This is a genomic window from Cryobacterium sp. 10I1 (assembly GCF_035019805.1).
Taxonomy (GTDB): Bacteria; Actinomycetota; Actinomycetes; order Actinomycetales; family Microbacteriaceae; genus Cryobacterium; species Cryobacterium glucosi.
The window spans coordinates 1-1,173 of the sequence record NZ_JASJVF010000494.1 but is presented as its reverse complement, the minus strand read 5'-3'; the positions used below and the strand labels follow the sequence as shown (position 1 = coordinate 1,173).

2 protein-coding genes are annotated in these 1,173 nt (G+C 69.8%); one reads left to right on the top strand and one right to left on the bottom strand.

Annotation, left to right across the window (positions count from 1 at the left end):
* A partial coding sequence (locus tag QN345_RS19345) for a helix-turn-helix domain-containing protein (RefSeq protein WP_323509153.1) occupies window positions 1-573 on the bottom strand: 573 nt, incomplete at its 3' end.
* A gap of 168 nt (window positions 574-741) precedes the next feature.
* Here QN345_RS19345 and QN345_RS19340 point away from each other — a divergent pair.
* Window positions 742-1,173, top strand: a 432-nt coding sequence (locus QN345_RS19340) for an iron-containing alcohol dehydrogenase (RefSeq protein ID WP_323509152.1), incomplete at its 3' end; no start/stop codon positions are given.

Genomic DNA, 1,173 nt, shown 5'->3' with positions numbered 1-1,173 from the left:
GCGATCTGCGCGAGCGCCATCGTCGTGATGGCGTTGTTGATCCTGCCGATCTGGGGCCTGATGGTGATCGGCCTCGTGGAACCCGAAGCTCAACGGGGTGAGGCGCGGGGCTGCCGGGGAATCCACGATGTAGGTGACGACGACATCGGCCCCCCGGTAGACGGCGAAGTACGCGGCCGCCTGGGCGTTGCGGTGCAGGCGGGCGATCTCGGTGCGCACCTCGGCGGGCACGCCGATCTGGCGATGCAGCGAGACGCCGAGCTGATGCAGCTTGTAGCCGAGTTCGAACTTGCGCTCCCGGCGGATGTGCACGAGGTAATCGCTCTGTACGAGCGTCTGCATGAGCCGGTACACGGTCGGCAGCGGATAGCCGAGGCTCGCGGAGACCTCCTTCGCCGTGGCCCCGCCACGTTCGGCGACGATCTCGAGGATCGCGAGCGTCTTCAGGATCGAGGCGACCCCGCTCGGGGCGGGCGGTGCCGGCAGTGCCGTGACGTTGGACGTCAGTGGCGGCTGGGCGAGCGTCCGGGGCGACGGCGGCTGGGACAGGGGAAGAGCATCCGTGGTCTTCATGCGGCCATTGTCGGTCGGGCCCGGCCCCGGCACAATCGTCCGGCGCCTGAGAAGATCCCGGGTTCGGCGCGTGAGGCAGCTTCTCACATGGTGACAGGGCCCCTGACCGGGCCGGCACCGGCGAATTTAGGCTGGCGGCATCCGCATCGCTTGAAGAAGGAGATCGTCATGGCCGCCTCCAGCGCCATTCGCACCATCATCAGCCCCGGCCGCTACGTCCAGGGGAAGGGGGCGCTCTCCCGGCTCGGCGAATTCCTCGCGCCGCTCGGGAAGACCCCGCTCCTCGTCTCCGACGACGTGGTCTGGGGGATCCTCGGGCAGCGCGCCACGGACTCGCTGCGCGCCGCCCAGCTGCCCGTCACCCGGGAACGTTTCGGCGGCATCCCCACGGCCGCGGAGGTCATCCGCCTCGTCGGCGTGATCGACAGGACCGGCGCCGACGTCATCGTCGCCCTCGGCGGCGGCAGCACCATGGACGCCGTGAAGGCGGCCGGGTTCCTCGCCGGGATCCGCTGGGTCACGGTGCCCTCCGTCGCATCAACGGATGCCCCCACCTCGGCCCTTTCCGTGATCTACACCGCAGACGGCGCGTTCGAGGAG